Below are 14190 nucleotides of genomic sequence, written 5' to 3'. Positions count from 1 at the left end.
GACGCCGAGTGCGGGCCATGACGCCCAAATGATTGTGCGGATCGCGCCAGCGGCGATGATCTTCGTGCCGAGCCGCGGCGGCACTAGCCACAATCCGCGCGAGCACGGACGACGATCAACTCATCGACGGCGCGAAGGTGCTGCTCGATGTGGCCCTCGCGCGCGGTGGCACGGCGTGAGGCCCGCGTGTCGCGCGGTTAGGTTCCGACCGCCGCGGCTTCATCGAGCGCATCGTAAATGCCGATGACCCCGGCGGCGACGTTGTTCCAGTGATCGATGGCATGCGTGCCGACCACATCATCCCAGAACGACTCCGATCCGTACTGAAGACGTTGCGCGTGTAACCGTCTCGTATAGAGCTGCAGATCGAACTCGGCGGTGATGCCCATCGCGCCCACGAGCGCATGTGCGCCGTTCGCCACCAGCGGCGCGGATCGCACGCGCCTTCGCAATGGCCGCCGCACGATGCTCGAATAAATGCGCTCCGGGCCGCTGCGCTCGAACGCGAGTTCCGCGGTGACCTGTTCCCAGCCCGCGCCTTCGGTGCCGATCAGTGCGTCATCGGGCAATTCCACATCGTCGAAGGTGACTTCGGAGAAGTGCGCATCGCCGGTGAGGTCCCGGATTGGCGCGACATGCACGGCAGTGACAGATCGACAATCACTTGCGAGCCCGCGATGCCGGTCCTCGGGCGCCCGAGGTGCGCACGATTGGGCAGCCATTTTTCTAACAAAAGATTAATCTGGATAGCGAAATAACGACCGTGCTTTTTTGTTCGGATCTGTCGCTTACAACTATTCACGGCGTATCTTTCTGCGGCCCGACATCGATGAGCGTTAGCCGTAAGGGCCAGAATTAACCTGCGGGCTAACCAGAACAAAGACGAGGTAAACGTGTAAATCGACTCAAGGTAGACGCGCCCGAGCCGTTAGTAGGGGAAAGCTCAGATGTCACGCGGAAAGCAGCCGCACAGGAGAAAGAATTGGGCGGATTGCTGATGGAAGAGGCGTCGCCGCGCGCCGCACGGGTGGCGCGCCAGCCGATTACGGATATTTCGCGCGGCCGGAGATGTTCGCGGTGCGCGTTACGCCGCCGCACTTCAACGCGGTGCTGGCGGTGATGGAGTTGCTGATGAACAGCGGCCCTTGGCGTTGCGTGCCGTGCTCACCGGTTCGCTCTCGTTGCTGCCGTGGCCCATGGCGCCAGCGCCCGCGCGTTCTGGCAGGGCTTGCCGCTCGCCGGCGACGTGCTCGCGCACTCGTGGAGCGCAGCGGCGTGCTCGGCGAGCGGTACGATCCGGTCATGTCTCCTGCATTCGCCTGATACCACCGGAAGCCCCCTGAAACAAGCACAACGGTAAGCCGGATGACCGGTTCCCCAAGCCTATTCGCGACAGATCATTACGGAGTGCAAATTGAAATCAGTACAGCAGCATGGCGTGGACGAGCGTACCACTCTGACGAGCAATAACCGGCTCGAACTGCTCCTCTTTCGCCTGGGTTCGGCGCGCAAGGGGACGGTCCGCGGCCTTTACGGCATCAACGTCTTCAAGATTCGCGAAATCGCGACCATGCCCGAGCTCACGCCGATTGCAGGCTCGCCCGAGCATCTCGCCGGCGCGGTGGATATTCGCGGCCAGATCATTCCGGTGATCGATGTCGGCTCGATGATCGGCTCCGTTTCGGAAAAGCCGCCCGGCATTCTGCTCGTGACCGAGTTTTCTCGCGGCACGCAGGCGTTCGCCGTGGAGGAAGTGGAGGACATCGTCCGGCTCGAGTGGAGCGAGGTGCTGAGTGCGGAATCGAGCGGCACCACGGGCTATGTGACGGGCGTGGCGCGCATCAATCCGGGCACCGCGAACGCGCGCCTCGCGCAACTGCTCGACGTCGAGCAGATCATGCGCGACGCCTTCCCCGAGCAGCACACCGAAGTGGGCGCCGACGCCGTGGGCGAAGCCGTGCGTCTTGCCGGCGGCCGCATCCTCGCTGCCGACGACTCGGGCTTCGCCCGCGCGCTGATCGGGCAGGCGCTCACCGCCCTCGAAGTGCCGCACGTGATTGCCCACAACGGCCAGGCCGCGTGGGAGATCCTCCAGCAGATGGCGACTGATGCGCAGAGCGAAGGCATCGCAATTCGCGACAAGGTTTCGCTCGTGATCACCGACCTGGAAATGCCTGAGATGGATGGCTTCATGCTCACGCGCAAGATCAAGGCCGACCAGCGCTTGAAGCACCTTCCGGTGCTCATTCATTCGTCGCTTTCAGGCAGCGCCAACGAGGCGCACGCGCGCAACGCGGGCGCGAACGGCTACGTCTCCAAGTTCGCACCTGCGGAGCTTTCGGCGGCGATTCGCAGGGCGCTGGCCGCCTGACGCGAGCCACAAAACCCCGGTGGCCAGCGTGGAGGAGCTGACTTTGGGCTGCGGCAGCGGCGTGACGCGGACCACGCCCGGCTGCGCAATCCTGTGAACACCTCCCCTTAAACCCGGCTTTTCGAGCGATTAACCGGGAAGTGGTTGCCTGACAATCTCTAGAAACGCGGGGTGGGCTCGCACTTTCTCGAGGCAGATATGTCAAGCAGCATTACGATCACGGACGAACTGGTTGCTGAAATCGCGGAGCGGATGGCCGACGAGGGTCAGAAGGTTTCTCCCATGGCCATCTGGTCCGAAGTTCATACCGGTTCGGTGGTCGCGGTGGCTGCCTCGCTGCGCAAGTGGCGCGAAGAGCGTGCGCCGCGCGTGCAGCAGGTCGTGGAGCGCCCCGGGTTGCCGGAAACCGTGACGGACACGATGCGCGACGCGCTCGACCGTCTGTGGACGTCGGCGCAGGACGAGGCCGAGCGAGCCGTGGCGCGCCGGCTGCTGTCGATGCGCGAGCGTGTCGAGGACGCGTGCAACGAGCGCGACAACGCGCTCGAAGAGCTGCAGAGCACGGTCCAGGAACTCGACGCCCTGCAAGTTCAGCTGGATAACATGACGCGCGCCTACGAGACCAGGCCCAATGCCGGGCCGGCTCTCGAGGAAGACATCGCGAGCGCGATTGGGCGCGCCGACGCAGCCGAGAAGCGCGCCGAGGAACTGGCCGGGCGCGTTTCGGCCCTCGAGGCAGAACTGGAGCGCGCGCTCGCCGAATTGGCCGCTGAGCGCGAAGCGCACGCGGCCCAGGCCGCCCAAGCCGAAGCCGCTGAGGCAGCCGCGGAGGAAAGCGGCCAGGCCGAGCCGGCAGCCTCGACCGGGAATGACGAAGCGGAGCGCGCAGCGCTGGAAGCGGCTCACACGGAAGCTGTGGCGAAGCTCGAGGGCGAACTGGAAGCGATTCGCGCGGCGCTGCAAGCCGAGCAGGAAGCGCACGCGGCCCAGCGCGAACAGGTCGCCGGTGCCCAGGCCGAGCGCGATGCCGCCGCCACCGAACTGCAGAATGCCCAGCAGCAGCTCGCCAGCCTGAGCGACGAGCGCACGGCCGACGCCTCCGAAATCGCGCGTCTCACGGCGAGCCTGACCGAGGCGCAGGAGCGCGCCGACGCCGCGCAGCAGCAGGCGACCGAACTCGCCGAGATGGGCGAATTCGCCAAGGCCGCGGAATCGAGCGAAGCCGCCGAGGGCGCAGCCGAGGCACAGCCCGCGGCCCCCGATCCGGAAGAAGTCGAAGCGCTGAAGGCCCAGCTTGCCAGCGAGACGGCCAGGCACGCCGCCGCGATTGCCGATGCGCGCGAGAACATCAAGCGCTGGTCCGAGTACGCGAACGGACTGAAGCAGCAACTGGCCCAGGCCAACGAAAAGGCGATCGTGGGTCTTGCCCGCAGCGCCGGCGAAGCCTCGTTGAGCCGTCGCCTTGCCACCGAGCTGGGCCAGGTCGCGCCGGAGCATGAACTGCTGCGCAAGGAGTCCCAGCAGCAAGTGGTCGTCGAAGCGGTCAGCGCCCATCTCGAGCAGCAGGGCTATGCCTACGACGCCAAGACCGGCATGGTGTCGAAGCTGAGCACCGAAAACGCGCCGGCCTGAGCGCACCGTAGACCGTACGTTTGACGGCGCATCGCGAGTGCGTGCGCCGACCTGGTTCCCAATGACCGCTGCCTGAGTGCAGCGGTTTTTTTTGCGCCGCCTCGATGGATCCGCTGACTGCACGCACGCAGGCATCGGGACAAATGCCGACTTCCAGCCAGCCGAACGCCCGCTTTCCCGAAAACGAATTGTTGGCCTCGCGCGCCTGAACCACACTGGCACCTGTCCAGTGGCGCGCACAAACGAATCAGGCGGCCGCCGCGCAGCAGACTCCAAAGCAGACAAAAGCCCCGAAGGGCAAAGGAGGAGACATGACGCGACCCAAGACGCAGCACGGGAGCATCGGCAAACCGGGACGCGAACGGCCCGCACAGACGAACCTGCGCGGCGCGCTGGCGGCGGCGCTCGCCATCGCACTCGCGCCGTCGTTCGCGCACGCCACGGAATGGCGCGTGGGCGTCGAACTGCCGCTCACCGGCGCGCTCGCGCAGGCGGGCACCGAAATGTACCGCGGCATTGAGGTGGCGGCCGACATCTACAACCGGCGCCATCCGCAGGACAAGATCACGCTGGTGGCCGTCGACGACGAATCGAACCCGGCCAAGGCCGTCGCTGCTGTCGAGCAACTCGCCTCGCAGCACGTGGTCGCGATTGCGGGCGCAGCCAATTCGAACTGCGCCGGCCCGGCGTCGGAAGCTGCGAACAAGGCCGGGCTCGTCTACGTGACGTCGGGCGGCACGAGCGATGACATGGTCACGCGCGGCCTGCAGAACTTCTTTCGCGTGAGCAACACGCCTGGCTACACGAAGGGCATGGTGGGCCTCTTCAACACGCTGGGCGTGAAGTCGGTGGCGATCGTCTACTCGACGAAGGACGCGACGAGCGACCTCGCGAAGCAGCTCGACACGGCGCTCAAGGCGCAAGGCATGAAGACCTTCCTGCATGCCTACGATCCCTCGATCGGCGACTTCAAGCCACTCGTCAACAAGGTCAAGCTGCAGGACAAGCCCGACGCCATGGCGATGCTCGGATACGAGAACGACTACGTGGGCATTCTGCGCGCCTCGCGCGTGCTCAAGCCCGACCTGAAGGCGATCGCGGCGCCGTGGGCGTTCGCGAGCCCGAAGATGGCGCAGTCGTTCCCAGACCTCGTGCCGAACGTGTATGGCGCGACCGTGCTCTCTTCGCCGGCCGACTACCGCTCGGCGGACCAGCGCGACTTCTCCGACACGTACCAGCGGCTCTTCAAGACCACCTCGAACTATCAGTCGCAGACGTCGTTCGTCTACGCGCAACTGTTGTTCGACGCGATCGCGAACGCGCAGAAAGCGGGCACGCTCGACAAGGGCGGTCTCGCCGACACGCTGCGCGCGACCCAGCGCGACGACACGTTCCTCGGCAAGGTGGCGTTCGACGCACGCGGCGACAACACGAACTACGTGGCGCATATGGGCCAGTTCGCGCGCGACGGCAAGCTCTCGCTCGTCTGGCCCGCGACCTACGCGACGGCGAAGCCGGTGTATCCCGGCGTGCCGTGGTAACGAAAACATAGAAAAACGAAACAGGGCGAGCACTGCAATTGAACGGTGCCGCTTCCTATTACCGAGACTCAGGTTTGGAGGTTCGATGGACCGCTTCGCGACTCGCAGCAAGCCGCGCGCCCTCGTGCGCGCACTCTTTCGCATCGGCGCGGGCGCCGCAAGCGCCTGCGCGCTGCTCGCCCACACGCCCGCCGCATTTGCCGACACACTGCCCGTGGGGGTGGAGTTGCCGCTTACCGGTTCGATGGCGCGTGCAGGCAACGCGCAGCTCGAGGGCATCCGGCTCGCCGCCGATCTCTTCAACAACGGTGGCGGTAAACACAAGGTCGCGCTCACCGTGATCGACGACGAGGCGCAGCCCGCCAAGGCCGTATCGGCGGTGGAGAAGCTCGCGTCGCAAGGCGTGCTCGCCATTACGGGCGGCTACGGCTCCAATTCGGTGAGCCCGGCTTCTGAAGCGGCCGACAAGGCGGGCATCGTCTATATCACCTCGGGGGCCGTGGACAGCGCGATGACCACGCGCGGCCTCAAGCACTTTTTCCGCATCGGCCCCGCATCGGGCTATTCGAAGGCCGTGGTGGGGCAGTTGAACGCCATGGGCGTGAAGTCGGTTTCGATTCTCGCCTCGACGAAGCAGGCCACCACCGACCTCAGCAACGAAGTCTCGACGCAACTGCGCGCGCAGGGCGTGGCGGTGACGGTGCATGCGTTCGACCCGGCGATGACGGACTTCAAGCCGCTCGTGAACAAGGTGCGCTTGCAGGACAAACCCGAAGTTCTGCTGATGATCGCTTACGAGAACGACTATATCGGCATTCTGCGCGCGGCCAAGGTGCTGCGCCCGCAACTAAAGGCCGTGATGGGCGCGTGGTCCATCGTCACGCCGAAAATGACCACCGACTATCCCGATCTCGTGAACAACGTGATCGGCTGCGCGATGCTGCCATATCCCGCGGACTTCGGCACGGCCGACGGCAAGGCCTTCGTGCAGGCATATCAGGCTGCATATCACAAGGAGCCCGACTATCTGGCCGAATTCGCCTACGTGCAGTCGCGGCTGCTGTTCGAGGCCATGGCGCGCGCTGCCGACGCGGGCACGCTCAAGCAGGACGGCATTGCCGCCGAACTGCGCGCGAAGCCGCACGACACGCTGATCGGCAAGGTGAGCTTCGCGCCGAACGGCGACAACCCCGTGTTCCTGAACAACATGGCGCAGATCCAGGGCAATCGCATCGTGCTCGTGTGGCCGAAGGAGCGCGCCACGGGCAAGCTGAACTACCCCGCGCTGCCGTGGTAATTGCGCGCGCAACGAAGGAGGAGCCGCGATGACGGACCTGTTGCTGCAATCGCTGTATTCGGGCGTGCTGGTTGGCGGCGCCTACGCGCTCGTCGCGCTGGGGCTCGCGCTGGTGTTCGGCTCGATGCGCATCATCAATCTCGCCCACGGCGAACTGGTGCTGCTTGCCGCCTATATCGCCTACACGTTCGAGACGAAGCTGGGCCTGAACCCCGTGTTCGCAATTCCGGTGGCGATTCCGGTGGTTTGCGCCGCGGCGGCCGCCGCGTGGTATCTGCTTAGCCGCATCAAGCGCGACCGCGAGCTGAACTCGCTGATTCTGACCTACGGAATCGGCATCGTGTTGACCAATGCCGTGCTGCTGGGCTGGGGCGCCGACGTGCGCTCGACCGGCAGCGCATGGCTGCAGGACAGCGTGATGCTCGGCAACCTGCTTTCCATGCGCAGCGAAGTGCTCTCGTTCGGTATCAGCGTCGTGCTGATGCTCGCGCTCTGGTGGTGGCTCTCGCGTTCGTGGTATGGGCGCGCCGTGCGCGCGATTTCCAGCAACCGCGATGCGGCGCGCCTGATGGGCATCGACCCGCGCAGGACCGAACTGATCTCGTTCGTCGTAGCGGGGCTGCTCGCTTCGTGCGCGGGCGTGTCGATCTACGCGTCGAGCGCGATCCAGCCATCCATCGGCGAAGCGCTCACCGTCAAGGCGTTCATCATCACGGTGCTCGCGGGCGTGGGCTCGATTCCGGGCGTGCTGGCGGGCGCGATGCTGCTCGGCATTACCGAGGCGCTCACCGTCACGCTCGCCAGTTCGGCGTTGCAGGAACTCGCGGGCATGCTGCTGTTTCTGCTCGTGCTCTACGTGCTGCCGAACGGCTTGTTCGGTGTGGCGAAACGAAGGGGATGAGATCGATGTCGACTTTGAAAATCACATCGGCCTGGTCCGGCCCGCGCCTGGCCGGGCTCGCGGTGGCGCTGGCCGTGCTGTATGCGGGCGTGCCGCTCGTGTTCGGGCAAAACCTGTATCTGATGAGCCTGGCGGTGGCCTCGCTCACGATCGCGGGCGTGGCGCTCGCGTGGGCGCTGCTCGGCAACCTCGGCGGCATGGTGAGCTTTGGCCACGCGGCATTTTTCGGCGTGGGCTCGTATATTTCCGCGCTCCTCACGCTCAAGGCCGGCTGGCCCGTGTTTCCCGCGATGCTCGCGGGCGGCGTGGGGGCGGCAGTTGCCTCGCTTGCGATGGCGCCCGCGCTGCGTCTGAAGGGGCCGTACTTCGCGCTTGCCATCCTCGCCTATGCGCAGATCTTCCGCATCATCGCGACCGAATGGTCCGATCTCACGGGCGGCGCGAGCGGCCTTTCGAGCATCCCGGGGCTGCCGAAGGTCGCGGGCTTCGACTTCGGCAGCAAGAGCGGCGGCTACCTCGTCGTGCTCACGCTCGTGCTGGTGTTCGCCGCGATCTATGCGCGGCTGCGCGGCAGCCATGTGGGACTCGCGCTGCGGGCGATGCACGAGTCGGAGGACGCCACGCGCGTGGTGGGCGTGAACAGCGTGATGCTCAAGCTCGCCATGCTGATGCTTTCCGCGCTGATGACAGGGCTCGTCGGCGCATTCAACGCGCACTACATCAACTTTCTCGAACCCGACTACGCGTTCAACGCGAGCTGGGCCGTCGTGCCGATCATCGCTGCGATCTGCGGCGGCTATCGCACCATCCTCGGACCGCTCGTGGGCGCGGTGACGGTCTATCTGGTCGACCAGCTCGTGCTCAAAAGCCTGCTGCCGACGGGGCACCAGATCGTGCTGGGCATGCTGCTCGTGGCGATGATCATCGTGAGCCCCGCGGGTCTGACCGCGCTGCGCTTCAAACGTACCCGGCGAGGTGTCTATGCAGCAAGCTGAACAGGCGGCGGAACTACGCCTGCAGGATGTGTCGATCCGCTTTGGCGGCATCACGGCGGTCAACGGTGTAAAGCTCTCGCTCGGCACGCGCGATGTGGTGGGGCTGGTCGGCCCGAACGGCGCGGGTAAGACGACGCTTTTCAACGCGATTTCGGGGCTCGTTCGGCCCACGAGCGGCTCGATCCGTTTCGGCGATGTGGATTTGTTGAAAGCGCCGCTCTATCGGCGCGCGCGCCTTGGCATCGGACGCACGTTCCAGGTGCCGCAGCCCATGCACGAGCTCACGGTGCGCGAGAACCTGATCGTCGCGCAACGCTTCGGCACTGGGCGAGTGGACGAGGCGCGCATCGACGAGATCCTCGCGTTCCTGGGACTCGAAGGCAAGGCGCAGCGCGACGCGGCGACCGAACTTGCGCTCACCGAACTGAAGGCGCTGGAGGTCGCGAAGGCGCTCGCGACGGGGCCGAAGCTGCTGTTGCTCGATGAAGTGCTGGGCGGTCTCGAGACGGCCACCAAGCGCCGCTTCATGCAAACGCTGCTGGCGGCGCATGAGCGATACAACGTAGGTATCCTGATCATCGAGCACGATATCGAAACCGTGATGAACCTGTGCCGGCGCGTGTGCGTGCTCAATTTCGGCAAGCTGATCGCCGATGGGCCGCCCGCCGAAGTGTTCCGCGATCCCGAAGTCGTGCGCAGCTATACGGGGGAGGCCGCCCATGCTTGAGGTCAGCAGCGCCCGCGCCGGCTATGGCGCGATCAATGTGTTGTGGGACGTTACGCTCAATATCGCGAGCGGCGAGGTCACGACGATCGTGGGCCCGAACGGGGCGGGCAAGACCACGCTGCTACGGGCGATCATGGGGCTCGTGCCGCTGGAGCGCGGTCAGATCACCTTCGACGGCGCGTCGCTCGCGGGCGTGCCTACATGGGACATGGCGCAGCGCGGTGTCGCGATGGTGCCCGAGGGGCGCATGATTTTCCGCGACATGTCGATCGAGGAGAATCTGATGCTGGGCGCGTTTGCGAAAACACGGCGCGCGGGGGCGAAAACGCAGCTCGAGGAAGTCTATGCGCTGTTTCCGCTGCTCAAGGAGCGGCGCGCGCTGCCTGCGGGCACGCTATCAGGCGGGCAGGCGCAGATGCTGGCGCTGGGGCGCGGGCTCATGTCTTCGCCGCAACTCATGCTGATCGATGAGCCTTCGCTTGGGCTTGCGCCTGTGATGGTGCAGGAAGTTTTTGCGATTCTAGAGCGGCTTAAGGGGGCGGGCCGCACTATCGTGCTGGTGGAGCAGAATACCAATATGGCGCTGCGGCTTGCGGATCAGGTTTATCTCATGCAGGGCGGGAAGGTTACGTTTGCTGCGCGTGCCAGGGAGGTGAACGTGGAGGTGCTTCACGATATGTATTTTGCGCGGTAGCTTTTTTGTCAATAGCGTTTCATGAATCGCATTCATGAAAGCATGCGCAATCCAGGCCTTTATCGAAAAGCCACTCCGTATTTAAATCTCCACTTTGGCAACGAGCTCGAAGTGAGAGGATATGGACTATCGCAATCTGGGCCGCAGTGCACTCAAAGTTTCGCCGCTGTGCCTCGGCGCGATGATGTTTGGCGGCGAGACCGACGAAGCCGCGTCGAAACGCATCATCGACAAGGCCTTCGAACAGGGAATCAACTTCATCGATACGGCGGACGTCTATCACGGAGGCCGCTCGGAAGAAGTCGTGGGCCGCGCCATCGCGGCGCAGCGCGACAACTGGGTCGTGGCGACAAAATTCGGTTTCCCGTTCGCACAGGGGCCGAATGAGCAGGGGCAGTCGCGCAAGTGGATCTACCAGTCGGTGGAGGCGAGCCTGAAGCGCCTCGGAACCGACTATATCGACATCCTCTACTTTCACCGCGCTCTGCCCGACGTGCCACTCGACGAAGCCGTGCGCGCCGTCGGCGATCTGATCCGCCAGGGCAACGTGCGCTATTTCGGCGTGTCGAATTTCCGTGGCTGGCGCATCGCCGAGATCGTGCGCCTCGCGGACCAGATGGGCATGGACCGGCCCGTGGCGAGCGAGCCGCTCTATAACATCGTCGATCGTACGGCCGAGGTCGAGCAGTTGCCCGCGGCCGCGCATTACGGGCTGGGCGTAGTGCCCTATAGTCCGCTCGCGCGTGGCGTGCTGACCGGCAAATACGCCGTCGATGCGCCACCGCCCGGCGACAGCCGAGCGGGCCGCGGCGACCGGCGCATCCACCAGACGGAGTGGCGCGCCGAGTCGTTGCGGATTGCGACCGAGATCGCGAATTACGCCGTAGAGCGCGGCACGACGCCTGTTGCGTTCGCGCTCGCATGGGTGCTCAAGAATCGTCACGTCAGTTCGACGATCGCGGGCCCGCGCACCGAAGCGCATTGGGACAGCTATATCGACGCGCTGAACCTTCAGCTCGGCCCCGACGACGAAACGTTCGTCGACAGCCTCGTGGCGCCGGGGCATGCCTCTACGCCGGGATATACGGACCCGGGCTATCCGGTCGAAGGGCGCAAGACCCGTACGTAATCCGCACCGGCAGGCGCTGCGCTACGCTAAGCGCGATAGCGCAGCGCGTCGATCACTAGCGCGAGCGCGCGCGACGACTGTCGCCGGCTCGGATAAAACGCGTGATAGCCCGGAAATACCGGGCACCAGTCCTTGAGCACGCTTTTCAGGCGGCCTGCGCGGATGAACGACAACGCGGCGTTCTCGGGAACGAACGCGAGGCCGCGACCGTCCAGCGCCGCGTTGAGCATTTGCGGCATGGCGTTGAACGTTAGCTGGCCGTCCACGCGCACTTGCAGCGCATGCTCGTCCTTCTTGAGTTCCCACGCGTACAGGCCGCCCGACGACGTGAGCCGCAGCGTAATGCAATTGTGCTTGAGCAGATCCTGCGGCGCGCGCGGCGCCTTGTGCGCGGCGAAATAATCGGGAGAACCGACGATTGCCATCTTGACGTCCGGCCCGATGCGCACCGCGATCATGTCCTTCTCGACCTGATCGCCCAGGCGCACGCCGATGTCGTAACGATCGGCTACGATGTCGCGCAGGCCGTAGTCCACAGTGATCTCGACCTTGATGTCGGGGTAGTCTGCGAGGAGCGGGCGCAGCTTCGGCCAGATCACGGTGTCGATAGGATGATCTATCGCGGTGATGCGGATGGTGCCCGCGGGCTTGTCGCGCAGTTCGGTGAGCGCGGCAAGCTCGGCGTCGATCTGCTCGAAGCGCGGCGAGAGCGCCTGAAAGAGCCGCTCGCCGGCTTCCGTGGTGGCGACGCTACGCGTGGTGCGCGTGAGCAGACGCAGGCCGAGACGCGTTTCGAGGCTGCGGATGGTGTGGCTCAGCGCCGACTGTGAGACGCCGAGCTGCGCGGCCGCACGCGTAAAGCTGCGCTCGCGCGCGACGGCGAGAAACGCAATGAGATCGCTGAAGTTTTCGCGCGCCATGATGGGGTTCGCTGTGGGGGCGGGTGAAGCGAATCGTATCAAACACGCGAACGGCAGGCGTGCGTCTCGCCTCCTGCCGTTCGACCTCACGACGCTCAGGATCGTCCTGCCCTACGCCGCTTTGATGACGATGGTCGGGCTGCCCGAGACGCTCCTCACGCTCAACCTCACCGACGACGTGACGGCCACGCGCGGCCGCCCCAATGATAAGGAGCGGCCGCGCGTGCACGCCTGGCTCATCGTTCAGTGTGTCAATTGACATTGAAGTGGACGCGAACGTCCTGATGGCTCTCGACGGGCCGACCGTTCTCAATTGCCGGGAAGAAGCGCCACTGCCGCAGCGTGACAAGCAGAATCTGGTTCAGCCGCGGACTTTGCGTGGGCTTCACCAGTTCGATATCGAACGTACCGTCCGCATGGACGGCGAAGCGTACAACGGCGACGGCCTGAAATGCCTGCTCTCGAAGATCGTCGGGGACTTCCGGCAGGGGTTGCGAGAGCAGCCGGGCCTGCTGGCTGACGGGCCCGGTTGAACCGTCGGCGTTCGATGGGGGGCCGGACTGCGGCGTGTCAGCGCCCGGGGCAGATGCAGTTTTTGACGCGGGCGTTGCGGATGCGTCTTGCTGTGTGGCTGTCGCGCCTCGAGGAGCGTCGGGTGCGGGGCGGGGCGGCGTAAGCTCGCGAGGGGCATGGTGCGCCGCGCTGCTGCGCGCCACCTGCAGCTGCTGCCGTTGCATGCGGGGCGCGCTGTGAGGCGCGGTTGGCGCAGCGAGCCGGACGTTGTCGTGTGGCGTTTCGCTTGCGCGTTGCGCGCGCGGTAGTTCCACGACCTGCAGCTCTATCGCCTGCGGGGGCGCCGCGGGTCGCCCGGAGCCCATGAGCCAGCGCAGATGCGCAAGGAAGAACCACCACGCTATCGCTGCCACCGACGCGGCAACGATAAAGCGACGCACATTGTGGTTGCGGCGTGACAGCGATTCGCTATTCACGATGCACGGCAACGAGAAAATGTTCGGCGCCCGCCTTGCGCGCTTCGAGTATTGCTTCCACGACCACGCCATGCGAAGCGCCGTCGTCTGCGGCTATGACAACACTCCCGTCCTTTCGGAGCAGGTTCGTCACCACCGCGCGCACTTCATCGAGGCGAACGGGCTGCTGGTTCACGAAGATGTGGTTGGCGCGATTCACGGAGATGGTGAGCGGCCGGTCCATCTGCATCGGCTGTGCCTCTCCTCGGGGCAGATCGATATGGACCGCGTCGAGCCGCTGCATCGCCAGTGTCGTCAGCATGAACGTGGCGAGCAGAAAGAACATCACATCAATCATCGGGATGATCTCGATGCGGCCACGTCTCGACGTGCGTGCACGTCTGAGCTTCATGACGCCGCACCGGAGCGTTCGCGCGCGAGGCGCAGGTCGCCGATGCGGCCGTTCGCGAAGGTCTCGACGTCATCCATGAGCCGGTCGACGCGACGCGAAAAATAGTTGAACGCAAAGAGTGCGATCAGTGCGATCACGAGACCGATGGCGGTGGCAACCAGGGCCTGGGCCACACCCCCCGACACGCCCGAAGGGCTGACGAGGCCATCGCCGCCGATCAGTCGGAACGAATGCATCATGCCGACGATCGTGCCAAGCAATCCCAGCAGCGGCGCAGCGGTCACGATCGTTTCGAGCAGCCACAGACCGCGGCCCATCTCGCGCTCGATCTGCGAAGCGGCCGTTTCGACCTGCCCCTCGATACGCCAGATGGGCATGCTGCTGTCATCGAACAGCATGTCCACGCGTCGCAGCACATGTTCGTCCGGCAGTGCGCGTACGGCGCCATCACGCGGCATTCGGGCGTAGCGCCACCAGACGTACATCCGGTCGAACGTGATGGCGAGTGCGAAGATCGCCAGCAGGCTCAACGGGTAAATGACCCAGCCGCCGAGCCGCAACGCTTCGGCAATACCGTTCCATTCGTTCATGATTGGATTCCTT

General features: G+C 65.1%; 14 protein-coding genes and 2 pseudogenes. 11 read left to right on the top strand and 5 right to left on the bottom strand.

The annotated features are described in order from the left end of the window. Position 1: 1 nt before the first annotated feature. Positions 2-179: pseudogene (locus ACOJB8_RS18895) on the top strand (M20/M25/M40 family metallo-hydrolase); the annotation flags it as partial. Between the two features lie 18 nt (positions 180-197). Here ACOJB8_RS18895 and ACOJB8_RS18890 read toward each other — a convergent pair. Further along, positions 198-711: pseudogene (locus ACOJB8_RS18890) on the bottom strand (hypothetical protein); the annotation flags it as partial. 703 nt (positions 712-1414) lie between these two features. On the opposite strand from ACOJB8_RS18890, the gene ACOJB8_RS18885 reads away from it, so the two are divergent. From ACOJB8_RS18885 to ACOJB8_RS18845, 9 genes are all read left to right on the top strand, one after another. Continuing rightward, positions 1415-2371: a chemotaxis protein CheV gene (locus tag ACOJB8_RS18885; RefSeq protein ID WP_368729803.1), complete on the top strand. Its 957-nt coding sequence runs from the start codon at positions 1415-1417 to the stop codon at positions 2369-2371. Positions 2372-2569: 198 nt separating this feature from the next. Continuing rightward, positions 2570-4003, top strand: coding sequence for a DNA-binding protein (locus ACOJB8_RS18880; protein WP_475013644.1), 1434 nt, complete (start codon positions 2570-2572; stop codon positions 4001-4003). A 311-nt stretch (positions 4004-4314) separates the two neighbouring features. Beyond that, positions 4315-5544 carry an ABC transporter substrate-binding protein gene (locus ACOJB8_RS18875; RefSeq protein ID WP_475013642.1) on the top strand — a complete coding sequence of 410 codons (1230 nt, stop codon included), beginning with the start codon at positions 4315-4317 and terminating at the stop codon, positions 5542-5544. Positions 5545-5629: 85 nt separating this feature from the next. Then, a complete protein-coding gene (locus ACOJB8_RS18870) occupies positions 5630-6841 on the top strand; it encodes an ABC transporter substrate-binding protein (protein ID WP_475013640.1) in 1212 nt (403 codons plus the stop codon). A 28-nt stretch (positions 6842-6869) separates the two neighbouring features. Beyond that, positions 6870-7742: a branched-chain amino acid ABC transporter permease gene (locus ACOJB8_RS18865; RefSeq protein ID WP_475013638.1), complete on the top strand. Its 873-nt coding sequence runs from the start codon at positions 6870-6872 to the stop codon at positions 7740-7742. A 5-nt stretch (positions 7743-7747) separates the two neighbouring features. Further along, positions 7748-8737, top strand: coding sequence for a branched-chain amino acid ABC transporter permease (locus ACOJB8_RS18860; RefSeq protein WP_069266855.1), 990 nt, complete (start codon positions 7748-7750; stop codon positions 8735-8737). Further along, the gene (locus ACOJB8_RS18855; RefSeq protein ID WP_475013636.1) at positions 8724-9464 is read left to right on the top strand and encodes an ABC transporter ATP-binding protein; all 741 of its coding nucleotides are present in this window, start codon (positions 8724-8726) and stop codon (positions 9462-9464) included. The genes ACOJB8_RS18860 and ACOJB8_RS18855 overlap by 14 nt, the downstream gene beginning before the upstream one ends. Beyond that, positions 9457-10158, top strand: a complete 702-nt coding sequence (locus ACOJB8_RS18850) for an ABC transporter ATP-binding protein (protein ID WP_368602050.1) — start codon at positions 9457-9459, stop codon at positions 10156-10158. Before ACOJB8_RS18855 ends, ACOJB8_RS18850 begins: the two co-directional genes overlap by 8 nt. 121 nt (positions 10159-10279) lie before the next feature. Next, positions 10280-11287 carry an aldo/keto reductase gene (locus ACOJB8_RS18845; protein ID WP_475013633.1) on the top strand — a complete coding sequence of 336 codons (1008 nt, stop codon included), beginning with the start codon at positions 10280-10282 and terminating at the stop codon, positions 11285-11287. Between the two features lie 26 nt (positions 11288-11313). Here the strand turns inward: ACOJB8_RS18845 and ACOJB8_RS18840 are convergent, their stop codons facing one another. Continuing rightward, the gene (locus ACOJB8_RS18840) at positions 11314-12207 is read right to left on the bottom strand and encodes a LysR family transcriptional regulator (protein ID WP_069266851.1); all 894 of its coding nucleotides are present in this window, start codon (positions 12205-12207) and stop codon (positions 11314-11316) included. On the opposite strand from ACOJB8_RS18840, the gene ACOJB8_RS18835 reads away from it, so the two are divergent. Next, positions 12206-12466 carry a hypothetical protein gene (locus ACOJB8_RS18835; RefSeq protein ID WP_368602351.1) on the top strand — a complete coding sequence of 87 codons (261 nt, stop codon included), beginning with the start codon at positions 12206-12208 and terminating at the stop codon, positions 12464-12466. The genes ACOJB8_RS18840 and ACOJB8_RS18835 overlap by 2 nt on opposite strands. Here ACOJB8_RS18835 and ACOJB8_RS18830 read toward each other — a convergent pair. From ACOJB8_RS18830 to ACOJB8_RS18820, 3 genes are read right to left on the bottom strand one after another with little or no spacing between them, the layout of a single operon-like run. Beyond that, on the bottom strand, positions 12459-13268 hold the full coding sequence (locus tag ACOJB8_RS18830; protein WP_368602052.1) for a TonB family protein: 810 nt from the start codon (positions 13266-13268) through the stop codon (positions 12459-12461). The genes ACOJB8_RS18835 and ACOJB8_RS18830 overlap by 8 nt on opposite strands. After that, entirely contained in the window at positions 13189-13587 is a 399-nt protein-coding gene (locus tag ACOJB8_RS18825; protein WP_475013630.1) for an ExbD/TolR family protein, read from the bottom strand. Before ACOJB8_RS18825 ends, ACOJB8_RS18830 begins: the two co-directional genes overlap by 80 nt. Continuing rightward, on the bottom strand, positions 13584-14177 hold the full coding sequence (locus ACOJB8_RS18820) for a MotA/TolQ/ExbB proton channel family protein (RefSeq protein WP_069266847.1): 594 nt from the start codon (positions 14175-14177) through the stop codon (positions 13584-13586). Before ACOJB8_RS18820 ends, ACOJB8_RS18825 begins: the two co-directional genes overlap by 4 nt. Positions 14178-14190 lie beyond the last annotated feature (13 nt).

It is taken from the genome of Paraburkholderia sp. BR10141, assembly GCF_056155635.1.
This window is presented reverse-complemented; position numbering and strand designations above follow the sequence as displayed.

What these genes read in the sequence shown, in the direction of transcription:
- ACOJB8_RS18845 (WP_475013633.1), top strand. Translation starts at nt 10,280, where the DNA reads ATGGACTATCGCAATCTGGGCCGCAGTGCACTCAAAGTTTCGCCGCTG.
- ACOJB8_RS18855 (WP_475013636.1), top strand. Translation starts at nt 8,724, where the DNA reads ATGCAGCAAGCTGAACAGGCGGCGGAACTACGCCTGCAGGATGTGTCG.
- ACOJB8_RS18835 (WP_368602351.1), top strand. Translation starts at nt 12,206, where the DNA reads ATGATGGGGTTCGCTGTGGGGGCGGGTGAAGCGAATCGTATCAAACAC.
- ACOJB8_RS18850 (WP_368602050.1), top strand. Translation starts at nt 9,457, where the DNA reads ATGCTTGAGGTCAGCAGCGCCCGCGCCGGCTATGGCGCGATCAATGTG.
- ACOJB8_RS18830 (WP_368602052.1), bottom strand. Translation starts at nt 13,268, where the DNA reads ATGGCGTGGTCGTGGAAGCAATACTCGAAGCGCGCAAGGCGGGCGCCG.
- ACOJB8_RS18860 (WP_069266855.1), top strand. Translation starts at nt 7,748, where the DNA reads ATGTCGACTTTGAAAATCACATCGGCCTGGTCCGGCCCGCGCCTGGCC.
- ACOJB8_RS18875 (WP_475013642.1), top strand. Translation starts at nt 4,315, where the DNA reads ATGACGCGACCCAAGACGCAGCACGGGAGCATCGGCAAACCGGGACGC.
- ACOJB8_RS18820 (WP_069266847.1), bottom strand. Translation starts at nt 14,177, where the DNA reads ATGAACGAATGGAACGGTATTGCCGAAGCGTTGCGGCTCGGCGGCTGG.
- ACOJB8_RS18865 (WP_475013638.1), top strand. Translation starts at nt 6,870, where the DNA reads ATGACGGACCTGTTGCTGCAATCGCTGTATTCGGGCGTGCTGGTTGGC.
- ACOJB8_RS18825 (WP_475013630.1), bottom strand. Translation starts at nt 13,587, where the DNA reads ATGAAGCTCAGACGTGCACGCACGTCGAGACGTGGCCGCATCGAGATC.
- ACOJB8_RS18840 (WP_069266851.1), bottom strand. Translation starts at nt 12,207, where the DNA reads ATGGCGCGCGAAAACTTCAGCGATCTCATTGCGTTTCTCGCCGTCGCG.
- ACOJB8_RS18870 (WP_475013640.1), top strand. Translation starts at nt 5,630, where the DNA reads ATGGACCGCTTCGCGACTCGCAGCAAGCCGCGCGCCCTCGTGCGCGCA.
- ACOJB8_RS18880 (WP_475013644.1), top strand. Translation starts at nt 2,570, where the DNA reads ATGTCAAGCAGCATTACGATCACGGACGAACTGGTTGCTGAAATCGCG.